Origin of the sequence: Paludibaculum fermentans, from assembly GCF_051172195.1 — a bacterium.
In the GTDB taxonomy this organism is placed as follows: domain Bacteria; phylum Acidobacteriota; class Terriglobia; order Bryobacterales; family Bryobacteraceae; genus Paludibaculum; species Paludibaculum fermentans_A.
On the sequence record NZ_JBPJAQ010000002.1, the window covers coordinates 1,741,825 to 1,764,844 of the forward strand.

Consider the following 23,020-nt stretch of genomic DNA (forward strand, 5'->3'; position numbering starts at 1 on the left):
ACCGCTGGAAGTGCCGTTGAAGTGGAAAGGAACCGGGTTCCGGCGAGCAGGCCGGACGGAAGAAGTTTTGGAGACGAGAATCGCGACAGCCGCGTGTAGGCCAGCCGGAGCGAGGCGAAAGAGCAGGCGGGAACTATGGGATCCATTCAAGTAGCGATGAGCGACGCGGCCCGGGCCGATGCGTTGCGCGCCATGCTGGCGCGAAGCACGCATGTGCCGGTGCAGTGCGTGGAATGTCCCGATTTCAATTCTGCGTGCGTAGTGGTGATGGATGGAGAGCGGTTTGGGACGATGACGCCGCCGCTGACGCATCCTGAGCGGATAGTTTTGATTACCAGGAACGACGCCGGGCATCTCCGGGAGGCCTGGGAAGCGGGTGTGAATTCCGTGCTCTCTGAGCAGGATCCAATGAACACGGTAGTGCTGGCAGTGCTGGCCGCGTGTTTACGCACGGGTACGACGAGACCGAAGTCGGCGGGTGGCCGGAACGAACATTGAGGACGGGCCGTCCGCAGTTGCTGTAAAGGAGATACGATCATGAACCTAATGCCGTTTGCGATTGCATGGGCTGTTCTGGGTGTCATTGTTCTTTCGTTGGCGCTCATGAGAAGGAGCGTCACTGCCAATGAAGACGATTCGATCCACCTGGGGGCGACCACGGGCGCGATCGATCAGCAGGTAACCACCGCCAAGAAGCTGGAAGCCATCGACAAGTGGGGCAAGATCCTCACCGTGGTTCTGGGAGTGAGTGGACTCGCCCTAGTCATTCTGTATGGGATGCAGGTGTGGGAAGCCTCCTCAAAGGCTGGCCTGGGCTAAAACATCGATTGTGGGCCGGCGGCGACCGGGCTGCCGGCCTGATCTCAACGAGACTGAATTGGGCTGAAGATCGCCGGCGCGGCGGAGAGGGGTTCGTTTGCGCCAGTGATGAAGGAAGAGTTCATGCAACTGGGGATACCTGTTTTCACTCGTAGTGCCGTGTTGTGTCTAGTGGTGGCCACCGGGCTGTGGGCGGGCCAGAAGCCCGTACCGGCGCCCACCAGTCCGAACTCGGTGTGTCTGGATTGCCATGACCAGGGCGCGAAGCTGGAGAAATCGGCGCACAACAAAGTCGCCTGCGCGTCGTGCCACCTGAAACACGACCAATACCCGCATCCGGAGAATCTGCCGAAACCGGCGTGTATCACGTGTCACGAACAGCCGGCGACGGACTACTCGCAGAGCGAACATGCGCAGCAGATGAAGAAGGGCAACGGGGCGGCGCCGGAGTGTTCAACCTGCCACGGCAACGTTCATGAACTGGCCCCGGCGCTGTCTGAGTCCTTCCATAAGAGCGTGCCGGAGACCTGCGGCATGTGCCACGACAAGGAAGCGGCGCAATTCAATTCGAGCGTACACGGGAAAGCCGTGGCGGCCGGAGTGAAAGACGCACCAGTGTGTACGGATTGCCATGGCGGGCATAAGATCCTGAAGCCGGACAATCCGAAATCGACGGTTTTCTCGGGCAGTGTGCCGGATACCTGCGGACGCTGCCACGGCGATGTGCGGCTGATGTCCCGCTTCGGCCTGCCGCTGGACCGGATCACCTCATTCAACGAGAGTTTCCACGGGTTGGCATTGAAGGCCGGCAGCCAGAGCGTGGCGGACTGTTCGTCGTGCCACGGGTTCCACGACATCCTGGCCTCTGACAACCCGAAGTCGCGTACGAACGCCAAGAACCTGGCGACGACCTGCGGAGCTTGCCATCCGGGCGCCGGGTCACGATTTGTGATCGGCAGCATTCATGAGGTGCAGGGGCAAACGGCTCCACTGCCGCTGCAGTATGCGCAGTTCTTCTACATCCTGGTGATCCCGGGAACGATCGGCTTCATGCTGCTGCATCACGGCGGCGATTTCGTCGTCAAGACCATGCGGATGCGGTTCCAGGGCAAGATGATCCCGCTGCAGATGCTGAAGCCGGAACAACCCAGGCATGAGCGGATGTACAAATGGGAGCGGATACAACATATCCTGTTGGCGTTGAGCTTCATCACGCTGGCCTATACGGGCTTTGCGCTCCATTTCCCGGATTCGTGGTGGGCGCGCCCGACGCTGGCCTGGGAGAAGGCGTATCCGGTGCGCGGCGTGGTCCACAGAACCGCCGGCGCGATACTGGTGCTGACCTCGATCCTGCATGTGGTGACGCTGTTCGTCAGCAGCCGGCTGCGCAACCACTGGAAGGAGTTCCTGCCGGTAGTGGGCGACCTGCGCGAGATGGTGGAAGGCACCCTATGGCGGCTGGGCCTGCGCAAGGAGAAACCGTATCAGTCGTCGCATTCCTACATCGAAAAGATCGAGTATTGGGCGCTGGTGTGGGGCACTATCGTGATGGCGGCGACCGGTGTACTGTTGTGGGCCAACAACTGGTCGATGAAGTTCCTGCCCAAGTTGTGGATCGACTTTGCCCGGTCGGTGCATTTCTACGAAGCTGTGCTGGCGACCCTGGCCATCTTCGTATGGCACTTCTATTCGGTGATCTTCGACCCGGATGTCTACCCGATGGATCCTTCGTGGCTTACCGGCTACAGCCCGCGGCCGGACGACAGCAAGAAGCATGGCCACTGAGCCTGCTTGATTGAGGAGAAAAAGCGAGTAAGCTAACAAGGTCTTATGAAACTGAAAGAATGGTTGGCGCCTATCGTTTACCTGGCCAGCAACTGGATCAGCCTGATTGGCGTGGTCCTGGTCACGACGTCCGGCATTCTATGGCTTTTTCTTCTGCCGAGCACCCTGCGCGGGCACTCGCCGGATCCCTACATCGGCATCCTGCAGTTCATGGTGCTGCCTGGTGTGTTTTTCTTCGGCCTGGGGCTGATTCCGGCCGGGGTGTGGTGGTTCAAGAAAAGGAACAAGGGCCGGCTGCCGGACGTCTTTCCGCCCCTCGATTTCACCAACCCGCGATTCCGCCGCCTGCTGGCGTTTCTGGCTGCGACCACGCTGGCGAATGTCATCATCGGCGGGCAGTTGACCTACAAAGCCGTCAGTTACATGGAGAGCGTGAATTTCTGCGGGCAGACTTGCCATGTGGTGATGAAGCCCGAGTTTACGGCTTATCAGAATTCTCCGCACTCGCGCGTGGAGTGCGTGTCGTGCCACATCGGTCCAGGCGCGAACTGGTTTGTGAAGAGCAAGATCTCCGGTTCGTGGCAGGTGATCTCAGTGACTTTGAAGCTGTACCCGCGGCCGATTCCGACGCCGATCGAGAATCTGCGGCCGGCGCGGGAAACGTGTGAAGTCTGCCACTGGCCGCAGAAGTTTGGCGGCGACCGGATCCGGGTGTTCAACAACTTCTCGGATGACGAGAAGTCGAAGTGGACGAAGTCGGTGCTGCTGATGCACATTGGCGGCGGCAACGGGTATGAAGGCATCCACGGCGCCCACATGGGGCCGGGGGTCAAGGTGCGTTACGCGCATAGCGATAAGCAGCGCCAGAAGATCCCGTGGGTGGAATATACGGGCAAGGACGGGCAGACGTTTACGTTTAAGGCGGATGGGTATAAGACAGATGGACCCGGCGGCCTGGACGTCCGCACGATGGACTGCATGGACTGCCACAACCGGCCGTCGCACACTTATGAACTGGCGGAGCGCGGCGTGAACCGGGCCCTGGCCTCGGGTGACATCGATCGCGACCTGCCGTTCGTGCGTAAGATCACACTGGAGATCCTGAAGGCGAAATACGACACGACGGAAGCGTCTGAGCGCGACATCCCGGCGAGGTTTAAGTCGTATTACGAGAAGAACTATCCGCAGGTATGGAGCGACCGCAAGGCGGCAGTGGAGAGCAGTGCGAAGGCCGTGTTGGGTGTGTTCAGCCGTAGCGTATTTCCGGAGATGAATGTGCAGTGGGGCGCCTATCCGGTGAACCTTGGGCACACGGATTTTGACGGCTGTTTCCGGTGTCATGATGAACGTCCCTCCACAAAGGGAAACCGTACAATTCCGCAGGATTGCGATACCTGCCACAAGACGCTGGCGCAGGACGAGGAATCGCCCAAGGTGCTGGCCGATCTGGGGCTTGACAAGCCCAGAGCCGTGGGTCATTAAGAAGCAGGGAGGCGTGGTATGCCGCTCGGCGATGTAGTTGTTCCAGTCGATTTTTCCGAGAAAAGCGAAGGGGCTGCGCGTTATGCCGAAGCGATGCAGCGCCGCTTTGGCAGCAAGGTGGCGTTGCTGCACGTGCTGCCTGCTCCGCACTATGAGTTCGGCGCGATGGAAGTGGGCGGCAGTGTGCTCGAAGACCTGTTCCGGAATCGTGTGGAGCAGGCGGAGCAGGACCTGACATCGTTCCTGGCGGGCGAACTGCCGCCGGAGACGACGCAGCGGCTGCTGAAAGAGGGCGATCCGGCCACGGAGATTATCAAGCTGGCGCACGAGCAAGGCGCCGGGCTGATTGTGATGCCGACGCACGGTTATGGCACCTTCCGGCGATTCATCCTCGGGTCAGTCACCGCCAAGGTGCTGCACGACGCGGATTGTCCGGTGTGGACCGGCGTGCATCTGGAGTGCGAGGCGGTGGATGCCCTGCAGTGGAAGCGGATCGCGGTGGCCATCGACATGGGGCCGCAGAGTGAACGGGCGCTAATGTGGGGCAAGCGGTTTGCTGAACTGGCCGGCGCGGAGCTCAACGTGATCCACGCTACTCCGAACCTGGAAGGCTACGCAGGCGAGTATTTCGATCCCAACTGGCAGAAGCACATGGAGACGGCGGTCCGGGAAGAGGCGGCTGAGCTGATGGGGCGCGTGGGCGTCGAAGCTCCGCTGATGGTCGCCTGCGGAGAGAGCGCCACGACGGTGTGCGAACTGGCGCAGGAAGCGAAGGCGGACGTCCTGGTGATTGGGCGAGGATCGGCCGCGGGCGTATTTGGGCGGCTGCGGGCCAATGCTTACTCGATCATCCGGCAGTCGTGCTGCCCGGTGGTGAGCGTCTAGCTCCTCTGGAACAGGACCGCGGCCTCCCGCTGCAATTCCGATTGAAACTTCGGATCGGCGATGCCGATGAGAGCTTCAGCGCGCTGGCGCAGATTGCGGCCGTGCAGGTTGACGGCGCCGAACTCGGTGACCACCCAGTGCACATCTGCGCGGGAGGTGACGACTCCGGCGCCTGGTTTGAGGCGCGGCACAATGCGGGTGAGCGCGCCGTTCTTGGCGGTAGCGGGCAAAGCGATGATGGGCACGCCGCCTTTTGAGCGCGCGGCGCCGCGGATGAAATCGACCTGGCCGCCGACTCCGCTGAAGGGCAGGGAACCGATCGAATCCGAGCAGACCTGGCCGCTGAGATCGACCTCAAGGGCGGCGTTGACGGCCACCATCCTGTCGTTCTGCGCGATGACATAAGGGTCGTTGGTATAGCGATTGGTAAGGAATTCGAAGACAGGGTTGTTGTCGATGTAATCGTAGATGGCGCGTGTACCCAGCACGAAGCTGGTGACGGCTTTGTGCGGATGCAGGGATTTGCGGTCGTTCGTGATCACACCGGATTCAAAGAGCGGAATGATGCCGTCGCTGAACATCTCGGTGTGAATGCCGAGATGTTTGTGGTTGGCGAGGCTGGCCAGGACGGCTTCGGGGATGCCGCCGACTCCGATCTGGAGGGTGGCGCCGTCAGGGATGAGGGCTGAGACGTGGGCGGCGATGGCGCGATGGGCCGGGGTGACATCGCCCTGCAGGAACTCCGGCAATTCGTGGGTGGCTTCCACGATGGCGTGGCACTCCTCGACGTGGAGCATTGTATCGCCGCAGGTGCGCGGCAGGCGGGGGTTGACCTGCACGATGAGATGCCGGGCCTGGCGGGCGGCGGTGAGGGAGATGTCGATGCCGGTGCCGAGGCTCATGAAGCCGAAACGGTCGGGCGGAGTGCACTGGATGAGGGCGACGTCGAGGGGCAGGATCCCGCTGGTGAAGAGGCCTTCGATTTCGTGGAGGAAGACGGGAATATAGTCGCCGCGGCCCTGTTGTACGGCGCAGCGCGTATTGCCGCTGACGAAGAGGGCATTGTGGCGGAACTTGCCGCAGTAGCAAGGGTCGGTGTAAGGTGCGTTGCCGATGGTGATGCAGTGCAGCACCTCGACGTCCTGCAGGCGGTCGGCGTGGCCGCAGAGGGCATCCAGCAGGGGCAGTGGGGCGGCTGCGCCCATATGAACAAAGACGCGATGGCCCGATTGCACTGCTTCGAGCGCCTGGGCGGCAGTGCGGCGGCGGCCTTCATACACGGATAACCAGTTCTTCATGTGGGTTTTTGCGGGAAGGGTTCAATAAGTATGTTCTGATACCGATGAGCAATTTGCATGCCAATGCGAATTGAAGGACAGAACGTGGAAAACGAAGGCCGGCCGGTATCCATCGACTTGTGGCAGCAGGCCTTGGGGCCGCATGAGCTCTGGCTGGAGCAGCGGCCGGGCGGGATGCGGGCGGTGCTGGAGCATCTGAACCTGGTGGATCTGCAGGCCCCGCTCGTGAGGTTGCGGTCGGCGATATTCCGGCATCTGGAGATGCCGGGTTCTGACTTTAACGGCGCCAATCTGGCGCGAGTGGAATTCGAAGAGTGCAACCTGTCAATGTCGAATCTCTCGTCGTCCGACCTGACGGGCAGTGTTTGGCTGAAGTCGCGATTGAACGATGCGAGCCTGTCGGCGGCCAACCTGTGCGAGGCGGAGATGCAGACGGCGAGCCTGCAGCAGGTGAAGGCGCCTGGATCGCGCTGGCTGGAGGCCCGATTGTCGCGTTGTGATTTCACGCAGTGCGTCCTGAGGCAGGCGTCGCTGCACCATGTCTCGTTGATCGAGTGCTCGTTTGTGGAGAGCGATCTGGAGGCAGCGCTGTTCTACAAGGCATCCCTGCAATTTTGCCGCTTTCGCGAGACGCGTGCACTGGGGGCGAATTTCACGGGCTCGAAACTGGAGTGCTGCTCATTTGATCACTGCCTGTTGGACAATGTGCGGTTCGCGCAGACTTCGTTGCGAGGGACGGCCTTCCGGGCCTGCAGTATGCGGGGCGCTGATCTGCGCGAGACGGATTTAGGGGCATGCGCGTTCCAGGGCTCAAAGGTGGAGGGCGCACGATTCCAGAATGCCAAGACCTTCGGGACGGACTTCCGTGGCGCCAACCTGCGCGGGGCGCGGGAATTGACGCCGCAGCAGTTGTCACAATCGCGAACGGATGAGACCACGGTATTGCCGAACGGCACACCCGGACCTTATCGCAAGAACGGAAAGTAAGGCCGATGGTTACTGGTTGGGCTGTTCGGATTTGACCGTCTGGGTCTGGGCCTGCTGGGCCGGAGGCGCCGGTGTCTGCGCAGCCTGCGGCGGTTTTGCGGGCTGGGCTGGAAGGCGGATCCGCGTGGGACGCGCCTTCTCCTCGCCGCGCAGCCAGACGAAGAGTTGGGTTTGTTCGGGTGTGGGCGGCGGAAGCGGAATCTCGAGGGTTTGTTTCTGAGGTTCGCCGATCATGCTGAGAGGAAGGCCGGGAACGGCTACGCCTTCTTTGTCGCTCCAGCCTGCTTTTTCGATGGTCTCCAGGTTCTGGCCGGAAAGCGTGGCTCCTGGAGCGGGGCCGTCCGGGGTGACCGTGAGCGATTCGACGCGCGGCAGGCGGACGACCCGGCCGATCTGAAAGACCTCTGATTCGCTTTCATTGCCGTTCAGGATCGTGGCGCCCAGGACGCAACCATTGAGCCAGATTCCGGTGTCGAACGACATGAAAAGCTGTCCGGGCGCGAGTTGTTGCAGGCTCATCTGGCCGGACCGTTCTCCTAGGCGCAGGGTGACGACGGCTGAGTTGGGTTGGGCACAGGTGAGTTTCACGACGCTGTTGGACTGCAGGTGATCGGCTTTGATCATGCTGGAGAGGAGGACGGAGCCGGGCAGTTCGCCACGATCGAGCTGAACGTCGGTGGGGGGTAACTGGGAGACGCGGAGTTCATTGATGCGCGGACGCGGTCCGACAATGCGTACGGCGTCGGCAAAGGTGAGCGGCTCTGTGCGTCCATTGGTGAAGGCGCGGACGGCCAGGCTGGTGCCTGCGTCGATATCGGTAGCCATGCGCAGGATGACGCGTCGGACGTTGGGATCGGTTGTGGGCGGGGCCAGTTCCGCCTTGCCGCGAGAGACTTCGATGCCGGTGATCAGGTTGAGGCGATGGCCGCGCAGGGTAAATTCGGTGTAGCCGGTGCCCTGGCTGAGGGTGACCGGGAAGTTCTCGACCTGGGGCGGGGCAGGGAGCACCTGGAGCGGGACTGAGTGCGGATGTCCATCGACCTGCGAGAGCACCAGCCTGTAGGGGCCAGGGTCCATGTCAATGGTATTGAGCTGAATATCCATGCGGTCCTGCTGGCCGCGGCGGATGCCACTGGGGAGGACAAAGGGCACAGAGGAGGGAGAGGCAAATTTGTCGTTCACCTTCACGATTTCGATCTTGTTGACGAACTCGAAATCGGCGCCTTCCAGGGTGAGGGGGACTTTGCCGGTGCGGGCGACCAGGAGGTCCTGGGAGCTGGGTGTGAGGCGGGCGCTCTGGAAGTCGGCCAGCGGGCGGACGACGATCTCGCCGCGAAGCTGGAACGGATCCCAGTCCCAGCGTCCGGCGACTTTGTATTTACCGGGCTTCAGGTTGGACGGGAGCTCGATCTCGAGCTGCTTAGGGTCTGTGAGTCTGTGGACAGTGACGGGGATCGGCAGACCGCTTTCGGGCTCCAGGGCCCAGGTCCGGGCGCGGTCGATGAATTTCCATTCCTCATCCGACGCGGTGACGGGGAGCGGTGATTTCACGCCGGGCGGGAGGACGTTGGCCTCTTTGACGTAGATTTCGGGCAGGGTCAGGTTTGGTAGGCGCGCGGCCCAGAGGTAGGCGACTTTCGTATGCGGCCCTGGAGGATCGACGCGTCCGCAGAGGCCCATGGCGTCACCGGGCATCGACTGCGAAAGCAGGGAGCGAAACTCCGCCTTGGGGAAGGCGATGGAGCGTAGTTCCATGACCATGGCGGTGCCGCCGGCGGCGAGACCCACCGGGCTGCCGAAGAAGAGCGCGGCGACGGAGGTGGCCAGGCTGGCGGTCTGTCCCACCTGTTGGCTGGCCCGCGGGGCGATGGGGTCGTAGTTTGCGATGGCCGGGTTGATGTTACGAAACAAAGCCATTGCCTGCTGGTTGGTGGGCGCGTTCTTGTCGATCTGGACGTTAATGCCGAACTGGGACGAGAAGCCCTGCAATGCTGACTGGACGAGGGCGGAGGACGAGTTGGGGGAGGAGAGCGCGGAGATCAGCGCCTCGGTCTGGGCGGTCTTTTCAGCGTAGTCAGCGAGTTGGGCTACGAGTTCGTCGTCGCGCGACAGGAAGTTCTTGATCTTTCCTTCATTGAGACCGGACGGGCCGTAGACAAAAGCGACCACGCCGACACGCCACGGTACCGTCCATTCCTGAACCTTCTTGGCGTCTTTGGGTTCCAGGATGAGCAGTTTGCCACCGGTGGCCTCACGATTGGCCGGGACGAGCACGATGGAGACCTTGCCCTTGCGTTCCTCGCCGGAGCGCAGGATGGGCCGGTATTGGAGGCGGTCGCCTTCCTGGACGCGGTTGATCGTCCGCAGGGGGAGCGGTTCCGCATTGCCTGCCGAGATTACTCGTAAATCGACGTTGCCGATGGGTGCTCCGGCCGGGCAGACCAGCGGGGGCATTGGCGCCGCGAAGGCCAGAATGGAGGCCCAGGTGAGGACGAGCCAGGGAAGGCGGGTGATCACCTTACAATTGTAGCGATCTCTAGGACTTGCGGGCATCCTGGTTCCTCATGCACGAAATCCTCCTTAAGGATGGACGGACGAGGCTGGGTGCTGCGTTGCGGCGAACTTGAGATCAATCGCCGGTTGCCTGGTCTGGCGTCATGGAACGCCAGGCATTCCACTGTTGACGGAACCAGACATGGAAGCCGGGGCCGCCCTTCCAGCCGGTGCGGGCAATGCTGAGAACGATCATCAACGCGACGATGGAAGCGGCCATCACAACGGTTTGCGGTACGCTGAGCGATTCCTTCCAGAAGCCGAACCAGCGGCCGTACACGAGCTCAGTGTGTACCCAGTAGACCAGCAGGGAGGTGCCGCCGAGCTGGCGCACAAAACTCCAACCCGGGTTCATGAAGGTAGTCCAAAGGTAAGCGAAGCTGGCAAGCAGGAGGATCACGCCGACTTTGATGAAGATGAGGCCGGGGCTGTTCACCCAGAAGTCCGAAGTGGAGTAGACGGAATAGGGAAGATTCGAAAAGTACTGCGCTCCGAAGATGAGGCCCAGCCCGGCGAGTGCGGCCCACTGCATGACGCGCTGCATGTCTGCTTCGGCGGCGATGCGGAGGATGGAGCCGGCGCTGAGGCCAAAGGCAATGAAGGCGGCCCAGGGGAAGAAGGCGAAGAAGTTCGAATCCGGCACGAACCAGTGGCGGGCGAACGGATGCACCCAATCGAGGTTCAAGGCGCTAATCACGGGCGCGGCGCAGGCGATGGCGAGGCCGCTGATGGCGGCAAAGCGGATGCGTTCGCGGGTTTCAAAGATGGCGAGCGGAGCCAGGATGGCGATGCCGAGGGCCATGCAGTTGAGGATGTCGACGCGGAAGATATCGGTCCAGGGGCTCTGTCCAAAAGCGAAGGCCCACATCTGGAAGCGGAAGGCGATGGCGATGACCAGGAGGTAGCCGGCGCGCTTGAGGGCGGCGGTGGTCCGCTGCCAGCCGGAGAGGCCTTTGCGGCAGCCGGAATCCATCAGAAAGCCGAGGGTGACACCAGTGAGGAAGAGGAAGACCGCCGGAGTGAGGCCGCCGCAGAACTGCGAGAGCGTGTAGGGCCCATCTGAGCGCAACTCCTTGCTGGTAAAGGAGTGGAAGACATGGCCCTGCAGCATGATCATGGCTGCGAAGCCGCGTGTCCAGTCCAGAAATGCGAGCCGCTGGCCGCTCCTGCTAGTCGAGTTACCCATCGCTTACTTTTGCGGCGTCTCCTTCTTTACGCCCTTCGGCAGTTTTAACCGTACCGATTCTTCATTAATTGGGGGGTTGACCTTGATGTCGGTATAGACGAAGAGGACGTAGTCGTTGGACGGCTGGTGCGCCTTCATCTGGACGGTAACCCCGTCGGCCTGGGAGACCCAGACCTCAAAATGGCGGAAGGCCTTGCGGGCCTCTTCCGAGTTCGGTACGAGATCGAGATGGTCGGACTTGACGCCGTTGACGGTTTCGGGGCCTAAGTACTTGACGGCGTAGCTCTTTTTGATCTCACTGCCCGGTGTACCGAAGCCGAGCAGGAGGAACTGGTCTACCAGGGAGCTTTGTTTGCCGAGATCGTATTCCTGGACCACATTGGCCTTGGGCATATAGATCTGGGCTTTCTTGTTCTGGAACCCGACGGCATGGGCCTCTGGTTTGTTGAACTCAATCAGGACGCGCATGTCGCGCGGCTTGGGCCGGAAGAGAGTCATGGTGCCGCTCTCGACCGTGGATTCCTTAATGAGGGCCGTGTAAGAGGTCTTGCTGAGTGAGGCGGAGAGACCGCGAAAACCGACTGCGGCTTTGTCCATGCGGGCGAGCGCTTCTTCGAGGCTATTCGCCTGGGCGGAGGAGCAAAGCAGAAGAGCGGCCACTAAGGGAATGGCCAATCTGGAGGGGAGCGAAGAGAAATGGTAGGAGTTCACTGTTTCACGATGACCATGAAGCCCCGGACTTCCTGTTCGGCGTCGTAGAAAGGCTCGACACGTGCCACATTCAGTCGTTTTCCGGTTCGGGCAGCCAGCAGGTCAGTCGCTACTTTGGGGCGCATCGCTTCAGGGGTGTCGGCCAAGAGTCCGGTTTCTATCCAGTAGATGATGGCCCCTTGTTCAGAGGGCATCTGGACTATGCTGGCGGGCCGGGGCTGATCCTTGAAGACGTCCCGGGGCACGCCGAAGATAAACAGCAAGATCAGCGCGACGGCAATGTCGTAGGGACGGCTCCCGCGAGGGAACTCCCAAAAGATCAGACGCTTCATTACTTCCAGAACCAGTGTAACATTGCGCTGGCTCACTTATTAGATGGTTGGGAGTAGGGAGAGTTTCAGGAACTCTTACGTTTCGAGACTTTTTCCACTACTTCGGGCTGGCGGGCGGCGTCGACTTCCTGCATCCGGAGCACCTGGCAGTGTGAGCAATAGCCGCCGATCTCGGTGCGGGCGATGATGATCTGGAAGCCGAAGTGGGCCTCCACCTGGCGGCGCAGGCGCTGCAAGGGGTCGCCGAAGAATTCCTCGACCTTGCCGCAGCGCAGGCAGATGATATGGGCGTGTTCCTGCTTGGTGCGGGTCTCGTAGAAGTGCTGATCCCCGGTGTGGTGCATGAGGTCGAGCTCATCGACGAGCCCGCCTTCTTTCAGCAACTTGAGAGTGCGGTAGACGGTGACTCGGTTCAGCTTGGGATCGCGCTGATGCGCCATCTGGTAGAGCGTTTCCGCATCCAGGTGCTGGCCGGACTTATCCAGCAGGTCCAGAAGGAGCTGGCGCTGCCGGGTCAGGCGGATTCCACGCTGCTTCAAAGAGTCTTTGGCTACACCGCTGGCGGCGCCGTGGGCTGCTTCGGGCATCAATAGGACCTCAGACCAACTTTACCATGAGCCTCCGCTTCTACTATCTTGGCAGTGAGCCATATCCGTGCCAGCAGACGAGACTCTCGGGGTTTTGCGTGAAAGGATTTTCCATTTCGCGGCATCACGTCTATCGAGGGAGGCGGCGGAAGACGTGACGCAGGAGACGATGCTCGTGCTCCACGAGAAGTATCCGCAAGTGGCGGAGCCCGCTGAACTTCTGCCTCTTGCCTTCCAGATCGTGCGTTTCAAGATGTCGGGCGCGGTACGCAAAGCGGTGCGGCGGGGCGAACACACGGCGGTTCCGGTGGATGAGCTGCCGCTGCATAGCCCGGGGGATGATCCGGAACGGGCCGCGTCGCGGGCCGAGCTGCGCAGGCAGTTGCTGGAGGCGATTCACGGTCTGGGCGACCGGTGCCGGGAGATTTTCCGGTTGAAATTGCTGGGCCGCAATTTTGAGGAGATCCGGGTCCACTTCGAAGTGGATTCGATCAACACGATCTACACGTGGGATTCGCGCTGCCGGAAGTCGCTGCTGGAGAGGCTGGGCGGACGCTGGGAGAGATCGCGATGAAAGAACGGTTCACTCCCGAACAGATTGAGATGCTGCTGGGCGGCTACGCCACGGGTACGCTCACGCCGGAAGAGAACAAGGCGCTGATGGAGGCGGCCCTGCACGACCAGACTTTGTTCGATGCGCTGATGGACGAAGAGGCGTTGCGGGAAACGCTGGCCGATGGGGACACGCGGGCGGCGTTGCTGGCGGCTTTGCGGCCGGGGGAGAAGGCTCGGGTGTGGTGGCAGGCTCCGTGGCCGTGGGCGGCGGCGGCGACTGCGCTGGTGGCCGTGCTGGTGCTGACGGTGGTGCGGAAGCCTGTGCCCACGACGGAGTTGGCGCAGGGTGCAGGAACAGCGTCCTCGGAGATCGCCCAGATGCTGCCGAAGCCGGAACCGGTGGTGGCGGAAGTGCGGACGCCAAAGACTTTGACGGCAACGCCCGAGGCCCGCTCTGTCAGTGATCGTTTGGAAAAACAGAATGAGGTGGGCCAGGGCGCCGGGGGCGGGACAGGAACGGGGCAGCTCGCCGCGCCGGAGAGTGCTCCGCAGCCTGCGAAAGAGCGGGCGGAGAGGGATCAGGCGCCGCGGGGCGTCGTCGGAGGCATCCCGGGTGGCGCCGCGGGTGGGGTGATTGGAGGCATCGTCGCGCCTCCGCCTTATCCGGTCGACCCGCTCACTGTTCAGCGCTCTTACGCGGCGGCTCCGCCTCCTCCCCCTCCTCCAAAGCCTGCCAGGCAGCAGGAAGCGAAGAAGGCGGTGGAAGAGGACCTTCGTGCCACTGCGGCCACTGAGAGCGTCACGGTGTCGCCCGCGGTGGCCGCGACGGATGCCGCGCCCGTAAAGAGTGAACTGGCGAAAGCCAAGGCGGCTGTCGAGCCGTTGCAGCTTGCGTTGGCCTTTCTCCAGCCGGATGGCACCTGGCACGATGTGGTCGCGGGGTCTGCCGCTCCTTCGGGCCGCGGATTGAGGCTGACCGTGACGAGCGAGCGGAGCGGGACGATTTCGCTGAGCCCCCCGCTGAGTCCGCCGCGAGCGATCCAGGGCGGAACGCCGCTTGCGCTCTACCTGCCTCCACGCGAAAAGGGCGAAGTGCCGCTGGTCGTAACGGTGAGCGACACCGGCGCATTGGAGAGGCAGGCCTCGGGCGGGCGGGCAGACAGCGGCAGCAAAGCGGCGCCAACGCGTGCCATGCGGCGATCTTCCGCTGTGCCGGCTCCTCCGCCTCCGGCCGGGCTGGCGGCCAGCGGGCCGGCCCAAGGTCCGTTGACTGTCAGCAGTGCGCTGGTGCGGTCGATTCTCCTGAAGATCGAATAAATCGCTGAAAGGATCGGCGGCAACGTGGCATTTCCCGGGTGCAAGTTACTTTGAGGAGTTTGCCCGATGCAAAAAGCTGACATTACACTCGTCGCGGCCACCCTGCTGGGCGCGGCCCTGATTCTCTCCGGCGCCGGCGGCCGGCCCACCCCACCCAAACCAGCGGATCGAGCGGTTGCGAACGGCGAAGTGAGCGAGGGATCGTTGATCCGAGTCGATCCTTACAGCAAGCATACGGGCGAGCTCTGCCCGTTGAAACACACCGACGTGAATGCCGAGATCTCGGGGTTTCTGGCGCGCGTCACGGTGACCCAGGAATTCGAGAATTCCACTCCGGACAAAATCGAAGCCATTTACACATTCCCGTTGCCCCGGATGGCGGCCGTGGACGATATGACCATGCTGGTGGGCAGCCGGACGGTCAAGGCGCAGATTAAACGCCGCGAGGAAGCGCGGCAGATTTACGAGCAGGCACGTGACCGGGGACAGGTTGCGTCGCTGCTGGAGCAGCAGCGGCCGAACGTCTTCACGCAGTCGGTGACGAATATTGAGCCCGGCGCGAAGGTGAAGATCGTGATCAGTTATGTGGAGACGCTGAAGTACGACGAGGGCTCGTACGAATTCTCGTTCCCGATGACGGTGGGACCGCGCTACAACCCCGCGAGCATGAGCCAGCAGGAGGCACAGGCGGTGACGCCGAAGTACGCTCCGCCGGAAACCAGGGCAGGGCACGACGTTTCCCTGAAAGTGAAGCTGGACGCGGGTGTGGCCATCGACAGCTTCAGCTCAAAGACGCACGAGGTCGCGCTGGACCGGCGTTCATCGCATGAAGCGCTGGTTACGCTGAAGCAGAATGCGGTGATTCCCAACAAAGACTTTGTGTTGAAGTACGACGTGGCGGGCGCAAAGATCCAGGATGCGGTGCTGACGCACAAGGCGCAACGCGGCGGGTTCTTCTCGTTGATCCTGCAGCCACCGGAGCGTGTGACGCAGGAGGACGTGACCCCGAAGGAACTGGTGTTCGTGCTGGATACCTCCGGTTCGATGAGCGGCTTCCCGATTGAGAAGGCGAAGGAGACGATGCAGCTCGCGCTGGCTGGGCTGTATCCTCGCGACACGTTCAACCTGATCACGTTTGCCGGTGATACGCACATTCTGTTCCCGCAGGCGGTGCAGGCGACTCCGGAGAACCTGCGGCAGGCGCGGCGGTTCCTGGCGGGGACGTATGGGAGCGGCGGTACGGAGATGATGAAGGCGATCCGGGCTGCCCTGCAGTCTTCCGGCGATCCGGAGAAGGTGCGCATCGTGTGCTTCATGACGGACGGCTATGTCGGAAACGAACCCGAGATCATCGCCGAGATCCAGAAGAACTCAAACGCGCGGGTGTTCAGTTTCGGAATCGGCAGCGCGGTGAACCGTTACCTGTTGGACAAGATGGCCGAGGTGGGTCGAGGGGAAGTGGAGTATGTCGCGTTGAACGATGACGGCTCGGCGGCCGCACGCAGGTTCCATGAGCGGGTACGCAATCCCCTGCTCACTGATGTGACGATCGACTGGCATGGGCTGCCGGTGTCGGACATCTATCCGAACCGGATCCCGGATCTGTTCAGTGCCAAGCCGGTGGTGTTGAGCGGGCGGTACTCGAGCGGAACCAGCGGGATGATTACACTGCACGGGCGGATGTCGGGGCGGCCGTTCTCGCGGAATATCCAGGTGAACCTGCCGGCACAGCAACCGGAACACGATGTGCTGGCTACACTGTGGGCGCGGACGAAGATCGAGGATCTGATGCATCAGAACCCGCAGAATCCGGACGTCCAGGAAGTGACGCGGCTTGGGCTGGATTACCGGTTGATGACGCAGTACACGTCGTTCGTGGCTGTCGAAGAGAAGTCGGTGACCCGTGACGGCAAGCCTGTGCGGATCGAGGTGCCGGTGGAGATGCCGGAAGGCGTGAGCCATGAGGGCGTGTTTGGAGCCAGAGGTGACAAAGCCGAGGCGAGGATGCTGAGATCACCTGCCATGGTCGGCATGGGGCGAGGCGCCGGATATGGCACTGGTACGGTTGGCGGAGTACCCGGCGGAGTACCCGGCGGAGCGCCTGGCGGCGTCATCGGGGGCATCATAGCTTCCCGGAATCAAGCCTCAGCTCCCCCACCTCCGCCTCCCTATTCTTCACTCCCTCCGGCCAAGCCAAAGAGCGGCAATGCCGCCGATGAGCTGAAGAAAGAGAACGACTCCAAGCTCGACGCGCACCTGCTTTCGGCGGAGGTAAAGCAGAAGGCCGTGGGCGGGAAGATCGAAGTGGAGATCTGGCTGACCGAAGCAACGCCCGAGGTGTTGGAGCAATTGAAGAAGCTTGGCTTCGAGGAGACGAAGCCATCGAAGGTGGCGAAGATTCGCACAGGACGCATCAGTTTGGATAAACTCCAAGAGTTGTCCCGGCTCGACGCTGTCCTGAACGTTCGGGCCGCCACAAACTGAGCCCATTCAGACCCCCTGGCCCACCTCTCCTCTCGGGCCAGGGGGCTTCTTCGTGTCTGGGCCTGCTAAAATCGGTCTGCGATCCCTATGGCTGAGGAAGTCTGTCCTATTTGCGGCGGCATGGGCTGGAAGATCCTGGAGAAGGACGGCCTGACGGCGGCGCAGCGGTGCGAGTGCCGGGTGGACTCCCGCGCTGATTCGCTGTGGAAGCGGGCCCGGATTCCGGCCAACTACCTGGGCGACCGGTTCGATAACTTTTCCGACCGCGGCTCTTCGGAGCTGCGCATGATGCAATTGCAGCTGTCGCGGTATTGCCAGGAGTTTCCGGCGGTGGATCCTCCGGGGCTGTTGTTTATTGGCGAACCGGGGACAGGCAAGACGCATCTGGCGGTGGCCGTGTTGCAGCGACTGATTGAAGCAGGCCACGAGGGGATCTTCGTGGACTACCAGAACCTGCTGCAGCGCATCCGGGCGAGCTATGATCCATCGTCGGGCGAGAGTCCCAGGGAAGCCTATGAGATGGCGTTGGAATGCGATGTGCTGCTGCTGGACGACCTGGGCGCCCACCGTGTGACGGACTGGGTGGAAGATACGGTGACATCGATCATCACTTACCGCTGCAATGAACGCAAGCCGATCATCGCCACCACGAATCTGCCGGACGCCGAGATGGGCGGCACGCTGATTGAACGCATGCCGGAAGGCTCGCCGGCGCGCTTCGACGTGAAGACCACGCTGGCGGAAAAGATCGGGATGCGGGCGCGCTCGCGCCTGTTCGAAATGTGTAAGATCATCCGGATGCCCAAGGTGGGCGATTTCCGGGTGGCGATGCGGCGCTAACCGTCAGGCCTCTCGACGACGATACAGGGGCGCCGAGAGGCCAATCCCGGTACTTAGCCGTTGACTCCAAAGTCACCACTCGGCCCATAGATGCTGGGCACTTTTGCACCCATTGGGCGCAAGTAGGCTGCCAGTTGGCCGCGATGATGCACGGAGTGGCTCACCATGAGCGTGAGATAAGAGATCGCCTGAGACTGCATCATTCCAAAAAAATCGATAGTCTGGCCGATGGTTTCTCCGGGCAGGGCCTTCACTTCATCAAGGGCGGGCGGCACGTTGGCGTCATACCAGGCAAGTACGTCGGCTGGTGTCTTGATCGATTCCGGCATGTCGCCGCCGCCGCGTGCGAATTTTCCGTTGATGACGCCATCCAGGAAGAAGCGTTCGCTGGCCACGATGTGGAAGGCCAACTTAAGCGCGCCCATACAGTTGCCGTGAGGCTTGTAATCTTCCTGGCCGGCCGGGATCGCGGCGATCACGGATTTGGTTGTATTTCTTTCCCGCTCGTAGTTGGCGAGGGTGTAACCAGCGATCAGTTTGGCTTCGTCATGACTGAATGGCATATCAGTAACCTCAGGATCCATCCGTCCTGTTATATAGTATTGGCAGCCCGCAAAGGAGATCAGATGAACCGCCGCCACTTCCTGATGAGCGCAGCCGCCGCGGCCCCGTTAACGGCCAGTGCCTTGGCCAGTCCGAACGATACGATCCGCATTGCCTGCGTGGGTCTTCGCGGGCAGGGGAACGGCCACATCAAAGCGTATGAGGGGATGAAGAATGTCGAAATCGCCGCGCTATGCGATATCGACGAGAGCATTCTCGACAAGCGGTTGGGTGAAGTTTCGATGGCTACGGGTAAGAAGCCGGAGCGCTATGTCGACCTGCGGAAGCTGCTGGAAGACAAGTCGATTGACGCCATCTCCATTGCCACGCCCAACCACAATCACACGCTGCAAACGATTTGGGCGCTGCAGGCGGGTAAGCATGTGTACGTCGAGAAGCCCGCTTCGCACAACATCTATGAGTCGAAGCAGATTGTTGCGGCGACGAAGAAGTACGGCAAGATCGTGCAGCACGGTGTGAACGCGCGTTCCACCGAAGGCTTGCGGGAAGCGGCCCAGCAGATCAAGGACGGTCTGATTGGCGACGTTTATATGGCTCGCGGCCTGTGCTACAAGTGGCGCGACACGATTGGCCGGGCAAAGCCCGAAGCGGTGCCGGCTGGCGTGAATTACGACCTGTGGCTGGGCCCGGCGCCCAAACGTGAGTTCACGAAGAACCGCTTCCACTACAACTGGCATTGGTTCTGGGATACGGGCAACGGCGACTTCGGCAACCAGGGCATCCACGAAGTGGACATCTGCCGCTGGCTGCTGGGCGTCAAACTGCCGACGAAGGTGCATGCCATGGGCGGCCACTTCATGTTCGACGACGACCAGGAGACGCCCAACGTCCTGACCGCCACCTATGAGTTCGACGAAGCCGGCAAGAAGAAGATGATGGTATTCGAGGTGCGGCACTGGATGTCGAACCATGAAGCCGGCATTGGCGAAGGCGGCAAGCGCAAAGACAGCAACACGGTGGGCAACGTTTTCTACGGTTCAAAGGGTTATATGGCGGTGGAAGGCTATGCCACTTACAAGACCTTCCTGGGCCGCGAAGCGGAGCCGGGTCCGGCCAAGAGCGCGGGTGGTTCGAACTGGGTCAACTTCATTGACGCTGTGCGTGCCAACGACTACTCGAAGTTGAATGGGCCCATCGAGGAAGGCGCCCTCAGCGCTACCCTGATGCACCTGGCCAATATCAGCTACCGCCTGGGCCGCAGCCTGACCGTGGATCCGGTGAAGTGCGAAGTGAAGGGCGACGCCGAGGCGAATGCCATGTTCACGCGTCCGTATCGCAAGGGTTTCGAAGTTCCGAAGATCGCGTAGTACGGTTCAGTTTCCTCCTCAACGCGCCGGGGTGCTTGTGGCCCCGGCGCTCTCCCCACAAGCGGTCGTCCGGCTGCGGATCTCCTTCAACTTCCAACCGTCGAAGTCATAGGCGCGAGTGTAGCCTGTCCATTCCTCTTCGCTGGGGCAATGGTGGAGCTGTTTGCGGCGCACGACCTCGAGATAGCGGTCGCGGTACAGCAATCGCAAGGTGAAGGTGAGCAGATAATCATCTTCCGGGATCGAATCCGAATTGACGTACAGCCGGGCAGCGTGGGGCAGGGCAGGGGCGGCGCGGCGGAATTCGCTGAGGATCGAATCCACCTGAGACTCATCATTGCGGATCCAGGCATTGCCGAAGGGTTTGCGGTAGGCATGCAGCGGGGCGAGCCCGGAAAGCAGGGCGAGCAGGAGCAACGGGCCCATGATGGTTTCGGGGCAGAAGCGCAGGCAGGTGACGCGGTGCAGGACGATGGCCAGGAAGACGCAGAGGAAGACATAGGGGATGTAGATGACGTACAAGCTGCGGGGCTCGATGACTACCACTGGGGCGAGAAGTAAAAAGAACAGGGTCAGGCAGAGAACGGCGTTCCGGCTGTAGACCAAGACCATCAGGACCACGGCGGCGAGAGCGACGTAGATGAGTTCCATGGGCGTTAGATCGCGGTGGAGATAAAAGAGCATTCCGCCATAGTGCTGGAGGTTCGCGATGATGCGGTCGGCGGAGAGGCCGACCTGATAGGCGGGATTGCTTCCAAACTTCGTAGTGACGGCAAACCGTGCGAGAACGGCGGAGAGCCCGGTGAGTAGGCATAGCCCGAGGGGGATCATCGAGCGCAGGCTCGGGCGCGGCCAGAGTCCGAAGTAGGCAAGTTCAAACAGGACGAGGCACAAGGGCAGGAGGAGTCCCAGTTCCTTGGCGCCGATCGCGGCCAGGAGCAGGGAGAGGAGCGCGATGGTTCGTCCGGGGCCGATGACGCAGCCACGGCCGCGCCAGTGCGCGTAGAGGGCGAGGAAGGCGAGGGTGAAACTGCAACAGAGCAGGTCGTAAAGAGTCGCGGAGCTGTAGTAGAGGTCGGACAGATAGGCGTGGTAGGAGAAGAGAGCCATAGCCCAGAGGGCGGCCCAGCGCGAGCCGCTGAGGAGGCGGGCGAGCCAACCGGCGAGGAGCAGGTTTCCGCTCAGCAGCAGAAAGCTGGCGATGCGGTAGGGAGCCAGAGTAAGACCGAAGGCCTGGTAGAGGCCGCGGTAGGCGAGGGCGCCCACGGGCCGGTAGGCCGATTCGTCCGGGTAAACGAGATCAAGCAGCAAGCGCGGCAAGGGACGCTCCACGGCTCCGCTGATGTTCATCATCACGTCGGGGAAGAAGCCGGTGTTGAGCCCGTCGCCGGCGAAGTACAGGAAGTAACCAAGGATGATGAGCGGACCCGCCCAGAACCAGGGAGCGCGCCGGACGTGGAACCACTGCATGAACCCTTATTGCAGCACACCACCATGCCGGGTAGGATGACCTCCATTTGAGGAGGGTGGGCTGCGCGCGAGCGCCGATTTGGAGGGTGGACTGAAGATTTGCCTGAGTTGTTGAGGGCAATCGGCTTGACGGAGTTGCATCCACTACGTTTTGCGCTAAAGATCCCAATCAATCTTCCCGATAACAGACAGGAGGAGGAGCCTATCGCCAAGGGTCTTTCTCGTTTTGAAATCAGATAATGGGATCTGTATGTTATATTCTTTCGTACGCTTTGTTTGCGTCGCAGTCGGAAGCGCTGCACTGTTTGGCGGCGGGTTGACAGCGCAAACGGCTGCAACGAAGCCTGCCGCTGCTCCGCAGGTGCTTTCCCTGGACGAGTGCCTGAAGATGACGATGGAGAGAAACCATCGCCGGCCCGCGTCCCGGTTTGCAGTGGCGATGGCGGAAGCACAGCACCGGCAGGCGCTGGCGGGCTATTGGCCGCAGGTGAACGCGAAAGCTGGTTGGTTCCGGTTGGACGAAGCGCCGAACTTCGTCTTTCCGGCCAGCAACATGTATATTCCGTCGCAGACGGTGACGGTGCCGGGCGGTTCGACCGCAGTGACGATACCGGCCAATGCGTTCGGTCCCGGGTTTCCACCAGTCGCTGTGCAGATGCCGGTTTCGTTCCCGGGCCAGAGCATCACCACGAACGCGCAGGTGTTCCCAATACCTGAACAAGACGTCAAGTTGATGGACCCGCAGAGTGTGACGGCGAGCGGCAACTTCACCTGGCTGCTCTTCGATGGGGGCATGCGGAGTGGATACAGGCAGCAGGCGCTAGGCGGGAAGATGGCGGCGCAGGCAGACGTGCGGCGTACGGACCTGGAGCTCACCGACAGTGTTGTCCGCCTCTACTACGGGGCGGTGCTGGCCCGGCAGTTGCATCAGCTGGGCCAGGACACCCTGGCGCGCATGGAGGTGACGCTGGAGCTGACGGAATCGCTTTACAAGAACGGCGCGGGGCGAGTGAACAAGACCGACTATCTGGACAATCTCGTAATGGTCGAGACCATCCGGTCGACGGTGGCGGAGCTGGCAAAGAACGAGGCCGCGGCACAGGCCGCGCTGGCCTACACGATGGGATTGTCGTGGGATGCAACGGTGGTTCCTGCGAGCGAGGAAGTGCCGCACCGCCCATTCGCCGGCAATGCGTCGGACCTGGTGAGCTCGGCGTATGAGTTCAATCCGGATTGGGCGAAGGTGGAGGCCGGCCTGAAGGCGCTGGATGGAGCACTCTCGACGGCGCGCAGCGGCTACTATCCGAAGGTTGCACTCACCGGGGAAGTGCATCGCTGGTGGAACGACTACTCATCAGGAACGGCCACGGCGAGGAACAAGACAGGGTGGACGATCGGGATCGGCGCGGAGATTCCGATCTTTGACGGGTTTCTGACCAGAAACCGCGTAAGCGAGGCGTTGGCGCGGATCGCGAAGTTGAAGGAAGAGAAGCTCCTGTTGCGAGAAGGAATCGGGCTGCAGATCAGGGAGTTGTTTCTGAGCCTCGAAGCAGCGTCGAAGACTTACCAATCGGCGGAGCGTGCGATGGTGGCTGCGCGCGAGAACCGGGAGTTGACGTCCAGGGCCTATCAGAACGAGCTGGTGGATACGGAAAAAGTGATCCGCGCGCAGCTTTTCGAGGCACTGATGAGCGCGCAGTTCTACAAGACGCGCTATGACCACGTGGCGATCGAGTCGCGGCTTTCGGTGGTGATTGGAAAAGAGGTCAGCGAGAGGATTACTTCGAAGCCATAACCC

Annotated in this window: 20 protein-coding genes; 12 read left to right on the forward strand and 8 right to left on the reverse strand. The window is 61.6% G+C overall.

The features are described from left to right. Nucleotides 1-135 precede the first annotated feature (135 nt). The 5 genes from ACR9Y2_RS33520 (at nt 136) to ACR9Y2_RS33540 (ending at nt 4,971) form a co-directional block, all read left to right on the forward strand. On the forward strand, nt 136-498 hold the full coding sequence (locus ACR9Y2_RS33520) for a hypothetical protein (RefSeq protein WP_435046240.1): 363 nt from the start codon (nt 136-138) through the stop codon (nt 496-498). Nucleotides 499-537: 39 nt separating this feature from the next. Beyond that, nucleotides 538-819: a hypothetical protein gene (locus tag ACR9Y2_RS33525; protein WP_435046241.1), complete on the forward strand. Its 282-nt coding sequence runs from the start codon at nt 538-540 to the stop codon at nt 817-819. A gap of 123 nt (nt 820-942) precedes the next feature. Then, nucleotides 943-2,604: a cytochrome b/b6 domain-containing protein gene (locus tag ACR9Y2_RS33530; RefSeq protein WP_435046242.1), complete on the forward strand. Its 1,662-nt coding sequence runs from the start codon at nt 943-945 to the stop codon at nt 2,602-2,604. A 45-nt stretch (nt 2,605-2,649) separates the two neighbouring features. After that, nucleotides 2,650-4,086 (forward strand): NapC/NirT family cytochrome c, encoded by a 1,437-nt coding sequence (locus tag ACR9Y2_RS33535; protein WP_435046243.1) that lies wholly within the window; start codon nt 2,650-2,652, stop codon nt 4,084-4,086. An 18-nt stretch (nt 4,087-4,104) separates the two neighbouring features. Further along, nucleotides 4,105-4,971 (forward strand): universal stress protein, encoded by an 867-nt coding sequence (locus ACR9Y2_RS33540; protein ID WP_435046244.1) that lies wholly within the window; start codon nt 4,105-4,107, stop codon nt 4,969-4,971. Here the strand turns inward: ACR9Y2_RS33540 and ACR9Y2_RS33545 are convergent. Beyond that, nucleotides 4,968-6,269: an acetyl-CoA hydrolase/transferase family protein gene (locus ACR9Y2_RS33545; RefSeq protein WP_435046245.1), complete on the reverse strand. Its 1,302-nt coding sequence runs from the start codon at nt 6,267-6,269 to the stop codon at nt 4,968-4,970. The genes ACR9Y2_RS33540 and ACR9Y2_RS33545 overlap by 4 nt on opposite strands. Before the next feature lie 57 nt (nt 6,270-6,326). Between ACR9Y2_RS33545 and ACR9Y2_RS33550 the strand changes: the two genes are divergently transcribed. Further along, nucleotides 6,327-7,256 (forward strand): pentapeptide repeat-containing protein, encoded by a 930-nt coding sequence (locus ACR9Y2_RS33550; protein ID WP_435046246.1) that lies wholly within the window; start codon nt 6,327-6,329, stop codon nt 7,254-7,256. A 9-nt stretch (nt 7,257-7,265) separates the two neighbouring features. Here ACR9Y2_RS33550 and ACR9Y2_RS33555 read toward each other — a convergent pair whose 3' ends face one another. The 5 genes from ACR9Y2_RS33555 to ACR9Y2_RS33575 all read right to left on the reverse strand — a co-directional run bounded on the left by ACR9Y2_RS33555 (nt 7,266) and on the right by ACR9Y2_RS33575 (nt 12,625). Continuing rightward, nucleotides 7,266-9,773, reverse strand: coding sequence for a hypothetical protein (locus ACR9Y2_RS33555; protein WP_435046247.1), 2,508 nt, complete (start codon nt 9,771-9,773; stop codon nt 7,266-7,268). A 112-nt stretch (nt 9,774-9,885) separates the two neighbouring features. Continuing rightward, nucleotides 9,886-10,995, reverse strand: coding sequence for a heparan-alpha-glucosaminide N-acetyltransferase domain-containing protein (locus tag ACR9Y2_RS33560; RefSeq protein ID WP_435046248.1), 1,110 nt, complete (start codon nt 10,993-10,995; stop codon nt 9,886-9,888). A gap of 3 nt (nt 10,996-10,998) precedes the next feature. Beyond that, on the reverse strand, nt 10,999-11,592 hold the full coding sequence (locus ACR9Y2_RS33565; protein ID WP_435046249.1) for a LolA family protein: 594 nt from the start codon (nt 11,590-11,592) through the stop codon (nt 10,999-11,001). 110 nt (nt 11,593-11,702) lie between these two features. After that, entirely contained in the window at nt 11,703-12,038 is a 336-nt protein-coding gene (locus ACR9Y2_RS33570; RefSeq protein WP_194451280.1) for a hypothetical protein, read from the reverse strand. Between the two features lie 65 nt (nt 12,039-12,103). Continuing rightward, a complete protein-coding gene (locus tag ACR9Y2_RS33575; protein WP_435046250.1) occupies nt 12,104-12,625 on the reverse strand; it encodes a Fur family transcriptional regulator in 522 nt (173 codons plus the stop codon). Between the two features lie 94 nt (nt 12,626-12,719). On the opposite strand from ACR9Y2_RS33575, the gene ACR9Y2_RS33580 reads away from it, so the two are divergent. The 4 genes from ACR9Y2_RS33580 to ACR9Y2_RS33595 all read left to right on the forward strand — a co-directional run bounded on the left by ACR9Y2_RS33580 (nt 12,720) and on the right by ACR9Y2_RS33595 (nt 17,821). Further along, nucleotides 12,720-13,199 (forward strand): RNA polymerase sigma factor, encoded by a 480-nt coding sequence (locus ACR9Y2_RS33580; protein WP_435046251.1) that lies wholly within the window; start codon nt 12,720-12,722, stop codon nt 13,197-13,199. Next, nucleotides 13,196-14,497, forward strand: coding sequence for a hypothetical protein (locus tag ACR9Y2_RS33585; RefSeq protein WP_435046252.1), 1,302 nt, complete (start codon nt 13,196-13,198; stop codon nt 14,495-14,497). Before ACR9Y2_RS33580 ends, ACR9Y2_RS33585 begins: the two co-directional genes overlap by 4 nt. Nucleotides 14,498-14,563: 66 nt before the next feature. Continuing rightward, on the forward strand, nt 14,564-16,981 hold the full coding sequence (locus tag ACR9Y2_RS33590; RefSeq protein ID WP_435046253.1) for a VIT and vWA domain-containing protein: 2,418 nt from the start codon (nt 14,564-14,566) through the stop codon (nt 16,979-16,981). Nucleotides 16,982-17,101: 120 nt separating this feature from the next. Continuing rightward, on the forward strand, nt 17,102-17,821 hold the full coding sequence (locus tag ACR9Y2_RS33595) for an ATP-binding protein (RefSeq protein ID WP_435046254.1): 720 nt from the start codon (nt 17,102-17,104) through the stop codon (nt 17,819-17,821). Nucleotides 17,822-17,874: 53 nt separating this feature from the next. Here ACR9Y2_RS33595 and ACR9Y2_RS33600 read toward each other — a convergent pair whose 3' ends face one another. Then, on the reverse strand, nt 17,875-18,384 hold the full coding sequence (locus ACR9Y2_RS33600; RefSeq protein WP_435046255.1) for a DinB family protein: 510 nt from the start codon (nt 18,382-18,384) through the stop codon (nt 17,875-17,877). A 63-nt stretch (nt 18,385-18,447) separates the two neighbouring features. Between ACR9Y2_RS33600 and ACR9Y2_RS33605 the strand changes: the two genes are divergently transcribed. Next, complete coding sequence (locus ACR9Y2_RS33605) at nt 18,448-19,752, forward strand: Gfo/Idh/MocA family protein (protein ID WP_435046256.1); 1,305 nt, start codon at nt 18,448-18,450, stop codon at nt 19,750-19,752. 18 nt (nt 19,753-19,770) lie between these two features. Here the strand turns inward: ACR9Y2_RS33605 and ACR9Y2_RS33610 are convergent, their stop codons facing one another. Further along, nucleotides 19,771-21,222 carry a hypothetical protein gene (locus tag ACR9Y2_RS33610; RefSeq protein ID WP_435046257.1) on the reverse strand — a complete coding sequence of 484 codons (1,452 nt, stop codon included), beginning with the start codon at nt 21,220-21,222 and terminating at the stop codon, nt 19,771-19,773. Nucleotides 21,223-21,538: 316 nt separating this feature from the next. Between ACR9Y2_RS33610 and ACR9Y2_RS33615 the strand changes: the two genes are divergently transcribed. Then, nucleotides 21,539-23,017, forward strand: a complete 1,479-nt coding sequence (locus tag ACR9Y2_RS33615) for a TolC family protein (protein WP_435046258.1) — start codon at nt 21,539-21,541, stop codon at nt 23,015-23,017. Nucleotides 23,018-23,020: the final 3 nt, after the last annotated feature.

Excerpts from the sequence above, each read along its gene's own strand:
- ACR9Y2_RS33520 (WP_435046240.1), top strand. The coding sequence starts at position 136 with ATGGGATCCATTCAAGTAGCGATGAGCGACGCGGCCCGGGCCGATGCG.
- ACR9Y2_RS33525 (WP_435046241.1), top strand. The coding sequence starts at position 538 with ATGAACCTAATGCCGTTTGCGATTGCATGGGCTGTTCTGGGTGTCATT.
- ACR9Y2_RS33530 (WP_435046242.1), top strand. The coding sequence starts at position 943 with ATGCAACTGGGGATACCTGTTTTCACTCGTAGTGCCGTGTTGTGTCTA.
- ACR9Y2_RS33535 (WP_435046243.1), top strand. The coding sequence starts at position 2,650 with ATGAAACTGAAAGAATGGTTGGCGCCTATCGTTTACCTGGCCAGCAAC.
- ACR9Y2_RS33540 (WP_435046244.1), top strand. The coding sequence starts at position 4,105 with ATGCCGCTCGGCGATGTAGTTGTTCCAGTCGATTTTTCCGAGAAAAGC.
- ACR9Y2_RS33545 (WP_435046245.1), bottom strand. The coding sequence starts at position 6,269 with ATGAAGAACTGGTTATCCGTGTATGAAGGCCGCCGCCGCACTGCCGCC.
- ACR9Y2_RS33550 (WP_435046246.1), top strand. The coding sequence starts at position 6,327 with ATGCCAATGCGAATTGAAGGACAGAACGTGGAAAACGAAGGCCGGCCG.
- ACR9Y2_RS33560 (WP_435046248.1), bottom strand. The coding sequence starts at position 10,995 with ATGGGTAACTCGACTAGCAGGAGCGGCCAGCGGCTCGCATTTCTGGAC.
- ACR9Y2_RS33565 (WP_435046249.1), bottom strand. The coding sequence starts at position 11,592 with ATGGACAAAGCCGCAGTCGGTTTTCGCGGTCTCTCCGCCTCACTCAGC.
- ACR9Y2_RS33570 (WP_194451280.1), bottom strand. The coding sequence starts at position 12,038 with ATGAAGCGTCTGATCTTTTGGGAGTTCCCTCGCGGGAGCCGTCCCTAC.
- ACR9Y2_RS33575 (WP_435046250.1), bottom strand. The coding sequence starts at position 12,625 with ATGCCCGAAGCAGCCCACGGCGCCGCCAGCGGTGTAGCCAAAGACTCT.
- ACR9Y2_RS33585 (WP_435046252.1), top strand. The coding sequence starts at position 13,196 with ATGAAAGAACGGTTCACTCCCGAACAGATTGAGATGCTGCTGGGCGGC.
- ACR9Y2_RS33590 (WP_435046253.1), top strand. The coding sequence starts at position 14,564 with ATGCAAAAAGCTGACATTACACTCGTCGCGGCCACCCTGCTGGGCGCG.
- ACR9Y2_RS33595 (WP_435046254.1), top strand. The coding sequence starts at position 17,102 with ATGGGCTGGAAGATCCTGGAGAAGGACGGCCTGACGGCGGCGCAGCGG.
- ACR9Y2_RS33600 (WP_435046255.1), bottom strand. The coding sequence starts at position 18,384 with ATGCCATTCAGTCATGACGAAGCCAAACTGATCGCTGGTTACACCCTC.
- ACR9Y2_RS33605 (WP_435046256.1), top strand. The coding sequence starts at position 18,448 with ATGAACCGCCGCCACTTCCTGATGAGCGCAGCCGCCGCGGCCCCGTTA.
- ACR9Y2_RS33610 (WP_435046257.1), bottom strand. The coding sequence starts at position 21,222 with ATGCAGTGGTTCCACGTCCGGCGCGCTCCCTGGTTCTGGGCGGGTCCG.